This window comes from Pseudarthrobacter sulfonivorans (genome assembly GCF_014712225.1).
Taxonomy (GTDB): Bacteria; Actinomycetota; Actinomycetes; order Actinomycetales; family Micrococcaceae; genus Arthrobacter; species Arthrobacter sulfonivorans.
This window is the reverse complement of record NZ_JACXBW010000054.1, coordinates 1-533: the sequence shown is the minus strand read 5'-3', so window position 1 is coordinate 533 and position 533 is coordinate 1. Positions and strand designations below refer to the sequence as shown.

Sequence of the window (533 nt, the reverse complement as noted above, 5' to 3'; positions counted from 1 at the left end):
TTGACCGCGGCGAGGACCTTTTCCTTCTCCGCACGCAGGTCGTCCGCGTTGAAGGAAATGGGCTCCTCCATCGCGGTCAACGCCAGCAGCTGCAGCAGGTGGTTCTGGATCACGTCCCGGGCCGCCCCGACACCGTCGTAATACCCGGCCCGCCCGCCCGTGCCGATGTCCTCGGCCATGGTGATCTGGACGTGGTCCACGTAGTTCGCGTTCCACAACGGTTCGAACAGCTGGTTCGCGAAACGCAGCGCCAGGATGTTCTGCACCGTCTCCTTGCCCAGGTAATGATCGATCCGGAACACCGCGTCCGGCGGGAACACCGACTCGACAATATCGTTCAACGCCCGCGCGGACTCGAGGTCATGCCCGAACGGCTTCTCGATCACCACCCGCCGCCACTTATCCCCGTCGGCCTGCGCGAGGCCGTGCTTGGAGAGCTGCCGGCAGACCTGCTCAAACGCCTTCGGCGGGATCGAGAGGTAAAACGCGTGATTACCCCGCGTGCCGCGGACCTCATCGAGTTCATCGATGAC

At 64.0% G+C, this 533-nt stretch carries 1 pseudogene; it reads right to left on the bottom strand.

Annotated features, from left to right (window positions below):
• Positions 1–533: pseudogene (locus IAQ70_RS22525) on the bottom strand (glucose-6-phosphate dehydrogenase); the annotation flags it as partial.